This window comes from Vibrio sp. vnigr-6D03 (genome assembly GCF_002835515.1).
In the GTDB taxonomy this organism is placed as follows: domain Bacteria; phylum Pseudomonadota; class Gammaproteobacteria; order Enterobacterales; family Vibrionaceae; genus Vibrio; species Vibrio penaeicida.
In genome coordinates, this window is the sequence record NZ_PIZL01000049.1 from 1 (window position 1) to 7,220 (window position 7,220).

Annotated in this window: 8 protein-coding genes; 7 read left to right on the top strand and 1 reads right to left on the bottom strand. The window is 41.6% G+C overall.

What is annotated here, in order from left to right:
* The coding region (locus tag CW749_RS26435; RefSeq protein WP_145997887.1) for an IS3 family transposase at nucleotides 1–211 on the top strand (211 nt) is incomplete at its 5' end.
* Nucleotides 212–261: 50 nt separating this feature from the next.
* Here the strand turns inward: CW749_RS26435 and CW749_RS26440 are convergent.
* Nucleotides 262–2,256 (bottom strand): methyl-accepting chemotaxis protein, encoded by a 1,995-nt coding sequence (locus CW749_RS26440; RefSeq protein WP_101115465.1) that lies wholly within the window; start codon nucleotides 2,254–2,256, stop codon nucleotides 262–264.
* A gap of 361 nt (nucleotides 2,257–2,617) precedes the next feature.
* On the opposite strand from CW749_RS26440, the gene hinT reads away from it, so the two are divergent.
* The 6 genes from hinT to ycfP all read left to right on the top strand — a co-directional run bounded on the left by hinT (nucleotide 2,618) and on the right by ycfP (nucleotide 7,063).
* Entirely contained in the window at nucleotides 2,618–2,968 is a 351-nt protein-coding gene (gene hinT, locus CW749_RS26445) for a purine nucleoside phosphoramidase (protein WP_101115466.1), read from the top strand.
* A 144-nt stretch (nucleotides 2,969–3,112) separates the two neighbouring features.
* Nucleotides 3,113–4,441, top strand: a complete 1,329-nt coding sequence (locus tag CW749_RS26450) for a hypothetical protein (RefSeq protein WP_101115471.1) — start codon at nucleotides 3,113–3,115, stop codon at nucleotides 4,439–4,441.
* Nucleotides 4,441–4,833 (top strand): YcfL family protein, encoded by a 393-nt coding sequence (locus CW749_RS26455; protein ID WP_101115467.1) that lies wholly within the window; start codon nucleotides 4,441–4,443, stop codon nucleotides 4,831–4,833. The genes CW749_RS26450 and CW749_RS26455 overlap by 1 nt, the downstream gene beginning before the upstream one ends.
* Before the next feature lie 9 nt (nucleotides 4,834–4,842).
* Complete coding sequence (gene lpoB, locus CW749_RS26460; protein ID WP_101115468.1) at nucleotides 4,843–5,433, top strand: penicillin-binding protein activator LpoB; 591 nt, start codon at nucleotides 4,843–4,845, stop codon at nucleotides 5,431–5,433.
* Between the two features lie 79 nt (nucleotides 5,434–5,512).
* Nucleotides 5,513–6,370, top strand: a complete 858-nt coding sequence (locus tag CW749_RS26465; RefSeq protein ID WP_101115469.1) for a phosphotransferase — start codon at nucleotides 5,513–5,515, stop codon at nucleotides 6,368–6,370.
* A 144-nt stretch (nucleotides 6,371–6,514) separates the two neighbouring features.
* Entirely contained in the window at nucleotides 6,515–7,063 is a 549-nt protein-coding gene (ycfP, locus tag CW749_RS26470) for an alpha/beta hydrolase YcfP (RefSeq protein ID WP_101115470.1), read from the top strand.
* Nucleotides 7,064–7,220 lie beyond the last annotated feature (157 nt).

Here is a 7,220-nt window from a genome sequence, read left to right on the forward strand (position 1 = left end):
TAAGACCATACTGAATGAGTTCTACCAAGTGACATTCAGAAAGAAGTTGTATGGTTCAATGGAAGAATTACAAAAAGATCTGGACGAATGGATGGACTACTACAACAATCATCGTACTCATCAAGGAAAAATGTGCTGTGGCAGAACGCCAATAGAAACATTAGAGGATGGGAAATCAATCTGGGCTGAAAAGAATTTAGCCCAAATATAATCTGACAGGCACCGAGTCGCAAAGTGGGTAACTGTCAGATCAAGTCTGAATTAGTACAGCTTAAAGCGGTGAACAATGTCACCTTGCTGACTGGAAAGACGCGTTAGGTCTTGGCTTACCGTGGCAATTTCCGACATCGCTTCATAGCTTTGATTCGCTATGCTGTTGATGTCGTTTAAGCTTCTAGCAATACTGCTGGATGTTGCTTGTTGCTCTGCTGCCGCCTGCGAAATGTGATTACTCATATGGCTAATCTCTAAAATCAGAGCCTGAATTTCTTCCATGGCGCTGTTCGCATCGGAGGCCTGAGTAACAGATTGCTCCATATCACTCATGCAGCTTTTTATCACTTGATTAGCTGATTGAGAACTGCTTTGGAGGTTGCTGATCATGCTTTCAATTTCACTGGTGGAATGTGTTGTTTTTTGAGCCAACACCCTAACTTCATCCGCAACCACGGCAAAACCACGACCCTGTTCTCCAGCGCGAGCGGCCTCAATGGCTGCGTTTAGAGCAAGTAAGTTAGTTTGCTCAGCAATACTTCTAATAACATCCAATATAGAGCCAATCTCACTACTCATTTGTTGAAGTTGAGAAACGGCATTAACCGAGTCATTTAAACGGGTTTCAAGCTGATTGATCGTTGAAATATTCGCATTCATAATCTTTCTTCCAGACTCGGATGCAGACTCAACTTTATGAACCATATCAGACGAGCTTTGTGCACTTTGCGCAACTTCGGTAACCGAGTGTTCCATTTCCGTCATTGCAGTAGCAACTCCTGCGGTTTGCTCTCTTTGAGTATTCAGTTGGTTTTGAGCTCCGACAGAGGTACTTCTATTTGCAGACGCCACTTCGGTTAACTCATCGGCAGCTTCATTGAGTTCTTGCAAGATATCGTGAAGATTGTCGGCCAGTGAGTTTATATGGCGGCTTACACGACTAAATTCATTGTTGTAGCGGATGTCGATCCGTTTTGTCATGTCTCCAGCAGTGAGGCTTTCTAATGTTGCCAAAATTCGCGTTAGTGGTTCTCGAACACTGTGTGCAACGTGGTAGCCAATTCCAAGGGCGATGGCACAAACAATTACACCGATACCAATAGCCTTAACATAGCCTTCTTCGTACACTGTTCCCGCTTCTTCAAGCGACTTTCCAAGCTGGTTTGAAGCGGTTTCATTGAATGATTCAAGTAGCTGCATCGAGTCATCGACTTTAATTGCTAAATTAGCAATATTGTCGTAAAGCTTTTGACGTGCAACTAAATAGGTATAGTGCTGATCAAGTACGCCGCCCGCTTTTCCTACATCTCGAGTAAACTGGTTAACGGATTCATCGAAGACTTCTTTTAAAGAAGGAAGTTGATTTACCAACCCACGGTATGCGTAATTTAAATGAGTAACGGCCTTTTTATTCTTGTTTACGGCTGCTTTTACAAATTCGGTATCACTGCTCGCAAGTGCATCAGACGTGACTGATTGAGAGTCTTTCAGTTTATCGAAATAGCTCCCTGACATGACTTTTACAGCGATGTTATCTTGCTTGTTCACGTACTCCTTCATGCGAACACTGAGCTCTGTATGCAATCTTTGGAAGTTGCGAGATGATTTTTGCACATCTTCTTGAGCCGAAAACATGGCTTTGTAGTTGTCCATCGCTTCGATGGCTTCCTCAAAGTATTGACCTTCCATCTGGCGTAACTCCTCGATTCTAGGAGCGATTTCAGGAATAGAACGGCTGGCTTTTTCCAAAGCGATCAAAGCTTCTTGGAAACTATTTTGAGCCTCGATGAACGCTGTTTTGGAGCTGTCCATTCGAGATTGACTTTGTGTAGTCAGAAAATCCTTAAATGCTTTATCAGCAGAAAGTAACCGAACACTGGTTTGGTTAGACATTGAAACTAAAGGTAAAGACGTGTTGGAAACCGTCTCGAAGTTGGTGTGTATTTTTTCCATTCCACCCATCATAATAGTGATGGTTGCAATGAAGAGCACTACAATGAGTGCAAAGCCCGCATACATGCGCCGTATGACTGAACCCTTCATACGTTCTCTCCCAGATCAAAAAAGCTCGCAAAATGTCAGAACCTACAATTATTCTTCTAACTGAGGTATCGACTGAGCCAAAAAATAAATAAATATTGCCGAAGTATTCTACGACGAGTATCAAAAATTTACTTTGACGAGCTTTAAAGTTTCCGTATGTGATATGGGTTCAAAAGCACTTTAAGGTAACAAAATTATCATTACGACATACTATAATAATGCGTGTGTTATGTACGGTGTTTTTTATTGTTATATGTATTGGGTTCCGCCATACTATTGTTTCTATATCAAAAAGATATTTGTAGTATATCAATGAACTTAGTATTCATTATTGCGGTCAATCACTCAGGAGCTCGCGACCATGGCTGAAGAAACCATATTTACAAAGATTATCAATAAAGAAATTCCAGCAGATATTGTATTCCAAGATGATTTGGTAACGGCATTTCGCGACATTAACCCTCGCGCTCCTAAGCATATTCTTATTATCCCCAATAAACTTATCCCTACCACCAACGACGTAGAAGCTGAAGATGAAGCGATGATGGGGCGTATGTTTACCGCAGCGAGAAAAATCGCAGAGCAAGAAGGCGTGGCACAAGACGGCTACCGACTCATCGTGAACTGCAATGCTCACGGCGGTCAAGAGGTGTACCATATACACATGCATTTGGTTGGTGGGCAACCACTCGGTCCTATGCTTATCAGCTAATTAAGATGGATTTGATAGTATTCATCATCAATTAAAAAAACAAAGCAAACGTTAGGGGCCGGAGTGTTTTTTGTTCGAAAAACAAGTTTAATCCAGAAAGCGGCAGTTATTGGCTCAAGTGCTCTCTTGAGTGCTTGTGCGACGATGTCTGCCGGAAACCTGTTTAGCCACTATAGTGCGCAAACAAAAGAAGTGTATTTTGCAGTTCGCAACGGAAATTACCTTGAAGCCCAAGCCAGTCTAACTCAGGATATTGCTGGTCCGATTTTAGATAATATGGAAAAAGGCAGGGTGTCTTTTTTGGCAGAAGACTACCCACAAAGTTTATCGTTTTTCCAAGTAAGTGATAACGCGGTAAAGGTATTAAACGATAGAGCCATCATTTCTGTCAGTGAGACTGCTTCATCAGTAGGGGCATTGGCTACCAATGACAACCTTACGACCTATGAACCAGCAGATTATGAACTGGGCTTTTTACATTTATATTTAGGGCTGAATTACCTTAAGAAAAATGACTTGTCCGGTGCTCTCGTTGAAATGCGCAGGGCCAATCAAGTTCAAGAGCAGGCAAAGAAACGCCGGCAGTCCGAGCTTGAGTCGGCGCAAGAATCAGCAGTGCAGCAAGGCGTCTCGCCAAATATTGCCTCAATCATGGCTAATTATCCAGACTCAGGTAAAACGCTTCAAGCTGTTCAAAATGGTTACTTACTCTATTTGTCAGCGTTACTTTATGAAACAGATAATGATTTAAACAGCGCTTATATTGACTATAAGCGTGCATTAGCCGTTATGCCTGAAAATGAAGAAGTCATTGATGGTGTGTTGCGAGTCGGCCATAAACTCGGCATGAGGCAAGATTTAAAAACGTACGAAGCGCGCTACGGCAAATACTCTAAACCATCGAAAGATAAAGGTAGAGTGATTGTTTTAGATGAGCAACGTATTGTGAAAGCGATGGACTCTTGGAACTATTCTCTACCCATTTACAGTTCTAGAGATGACCTGACATCAATCTATAGTTTGGCGTTACCCTATTACCCGAATATTGAAAGCTACCCATCGGCAAGTTTGATGCTAAATGGTCGATCTTTAGACGGTTCAGAGCTAGTGGATGTTAATTTAATGGCACAAAACAATCTTAACGAGCGAATGCCAAGCATTGTGATTCGTCAAGCGTTGCGTGTTGTTGCAAAAGATCAGTTGAGAAGGGAAGCAGCAAAAGGTGATGATGTCGGTAACGCATTATTCAGTATTTGGAATGCACTTACAGAACAAGCAGACACTCGCAGTTGGCAAACATTACCTGCCAAGGTGTACAGTAGCAGTCAACAAGTGAATTCAGGGGAACATACTCTCGTTGTGAACGGTCAAAACTATACTTTCAATGTTAAAGCCGGACAAACTACTTTGGTTTGGGTATCACGACAAGGGACAGGATCGTCAGTGTGGCACAAACAATTAGGGGCTATCTAATGAAAAGATTATCGATTGTATTATTGTCTGCGATTTCAGCGTTCGGTTGTGCTCAGGCACCTACCGCTGGCTTGAGTATCGATGGACAATCGCAAAGAGTGATTATGAACGACAACGCGTTAGGCGGTCGTTTAGATATCGAAAATATTGATACGGATGAAGTGAATGGTCACGCTCGTGGCATTGTTCGTCTGGCTAGCCAATACAAAGGCGACCAGCACGTACAATATCGCTTTTATTGGTACGATGACAAAGGCTTAGAAGTAAACAGTAAACCTGGCGCTTGGCGCAAAGTCATTGTTAGAGGTTTCGAGACGATTTCGATTTCAGAAGTCTCAGTGAACCCTAATGCGACTCAATACCGTGTTCAAATTCGCCAAGCTAATAACTAAGGAAACATTATGAAAAAAAGTGCTATTGCCCTACTTGGACTCGCTGCAATTTTGGGTGGTTGTTCAAACCAAGTGTCTTATGGTGACGCTCAAGCTGTTGAAACGACCACTATAGATTTTGGTTCTACTGACTTACAAACAATTGCAGGTCAAATGGTAGACAGTATGCTGATGTCAGGTTCTGTAGCGGCAATCACTCGTGAGAGCCGTCCAATTGTTTTTGTTGAGCGAATCAAGAACAAAACCAGTGAGCATATCGATACAGAATCCATTACGGATTCAATCAGTACTAAAATGCTGAATTCTGGTAAGTTCCGTTTTGTTGATATGGACCGTGTTGAATCGGTACGCGAACAACTGAACTTCCAAAACAATGACGAACTTGTAAACCAAAGCAGCGCTATCCAGTTTGGTAAGATGGTGGGTGCTCAGTACATGTTGTACGGAAACCTAGCAAGCATCGTTAAGAACGCAGGAAGTGACCAAGACGTTTACTACAAAATGACAATGCGTTTAATGGACCTAGAAACGGGTCTAATTGAATGGGCTGACGAAACTGAAATTCGTAAGCAAAAATCTAAGAGCTTCCTAGGTCTATAAGCTTCAGAACTATAAGCATAGGATCTATACGCTCTAGGATTATAAACGCTAAATGAAGAGGTAGTGTTAAGTGGCAAAAATGGGATGGCAAGAGGCAGTTCAACTCGATGATTCCTTAGTATCACTTACCGACTACTTTCCTGACCCACCAGAAGAGATGGAACTTCTCTCTGGTGGGCTTAGCAATAGATGTTGGAAAATATCCCATCAGGATCGCCAATATGTATGGCGACCAGTTTCAAAAAGTACGTCAGTTTTCGGTATTTCACGTGCTAACGAATACCACCTTCTAATGGCGCTTTCCTCTTATCAATTCTCACCAAATCCAGTTCTAAACAATGATCGTGGATTACTCGTCAATTGGATTGACGGGCAACCAGTTGGCGATCAAATTTCTCAAGATGAACTTTTGAATACTCTCGCAACGATTCATAACGTTAAGATAAACGATAAGCCCATTCAAAAACTGCTGTTTTCCGAAAAAGTTGATCACTTGTGGATGCAACTTGCTAACGAACAGAAAGACGAAGACTTAGTTAGTCTCTATAAAAAGCATCGTGAACCACTGTATTTACCCGAATCACTTAAAACCTTATGTCATTTGGATTTAGGTGCTTACAACTTAATTCGAGCGCGCGATGGGATTGGTGTCATCGATTGGGAATATTCGGCTATTGGTGATCCTAGGATGGATCTTGCAATGACGATTGAAGTTTCCGGTCTTAGCCCTGAAATCGCGGTAGCAATGTATTGTCATTATCGCGGGATCGATTTGTCCGATATGGGTGAGTGGCAACAGAATGTAGAATTGTGGTTACCTAAAATCCGACTGTTAGGGATGCTGTGGTATCAAATAGGCTACCAGTTATGGGGCGACGATTTGTATTATGAGCGATTCCAGCAACTGAAAATGGAGTTGTTGAAAACGATTAATTGAGCGTAAGTGCATTGAAGACAGTTTTGTATAAAACTGCTAGAAGGATCACTTTCCTAAACATTCTCTTTTATTGATTCTTTAAAACCCTAATGTTCGTGGTAGATTTGTTGAATAACAACATAAAATGGCACCGTAGGAGGTTCCATGATTATCTACTTGCACGGCTTTGACTCAACTAGCCCCGGAAATCACGAGAAAGTACTTCAACTTCAGTTTATTGATGATGATATTCGATTTGTAAACTACAGTACTTTGCACCCCAAGCATGACATGCAGCATTTATTAAAAGAAGTCCACAAAGCAATGGAAATGTCTTCCGATCCAAACCCGCTGATCTGTGGGGTTGGGTTAGGTGGATATTGGTCCGAGCGTATTGGTTTCTTGTCTGGTATTAAACAAGTCATTTTTAACCCAAACTTACACCCAGAAGACAATATGCAAGGTCGTATAGATCGCCCCGAAGAATATGAAGACATCGCGACTAAATGTGTAGAGAAATTCAGAACAAAAAATAAAGATAATTGCCTTGTGATATTGTCACGAGAAGATGAAATCAGGAACAACCAACTCTCGGCTGACGAGCTTGAACCATACTATCAAGTCGTTTGGGATGAATCTGAAACCCATAAGTTCAAAAAAATCTCGCAACACTTACAGATGATGAAGCAGTTTAAAGAGCAAAGCGAAGGTTGAGAATTGAATCGACGAAATTTTTTACTTCATGCACTTAGAACCCAATAAGCGTCTGGTTTATCTTGAAAAAATGCCACATTAAAGTGGCATTTTTTTTGGGTATCTTAGATGGTAATGGAACGTTGGGCTCTTAATTTGTACTAATTCAGACTTGATC

Bases quoted from the DNA above. Each gene is read 5' to 3' on its own strand.
- CW749_RS26455 (WP_101115467.1), top strand. From the start codon at position 4,441: ATGAAAAGATTATCGATTGTATTATTGTCTGCGATTTCAGCGTTCGGT.
- CW749_RS26450 (WP_101115471.1), top strand. From the start codon at position 3,113: ATGTCTGCCGGAAACCTGTTTAGCCACTATAGTGCGCAAACAAAAGAA.
- hinT (WP_101115466.1), top strand. From the start codon at position 2,618: ATGGCTGAAGAAACCATATTTACAAAGATTATCAATAAAGAAATTCCA.
- CW749_RS26465 (WP_101115469.1), top strand. From the start codon at position 5,513: ATGGGATGGCAAGAGGCAGTTCAACTCGATGATTCCTTAGTATCACTT.
- CW749_RS26440 (WP_101115465.1), bottom strand. From the start codon at position 2,256: ATGAAGGGTTCAGTCATACGGCGCATGTATGCGGGCTTTGCACTCATT.
- lpoB (WP_101115468.1), top strand. From the start codon at position 4,843: ATGAAAAAAAGTGCTATTGCCCTACTTGGACTCGCTGCAATTTTGGGT.
- ycfP (WP_101115470.1), top strand. From the start codon at position 6,515: ATGATTATCTACTTGCACGGCTTTGACTCAACTAGCCCCGGAAATCAC.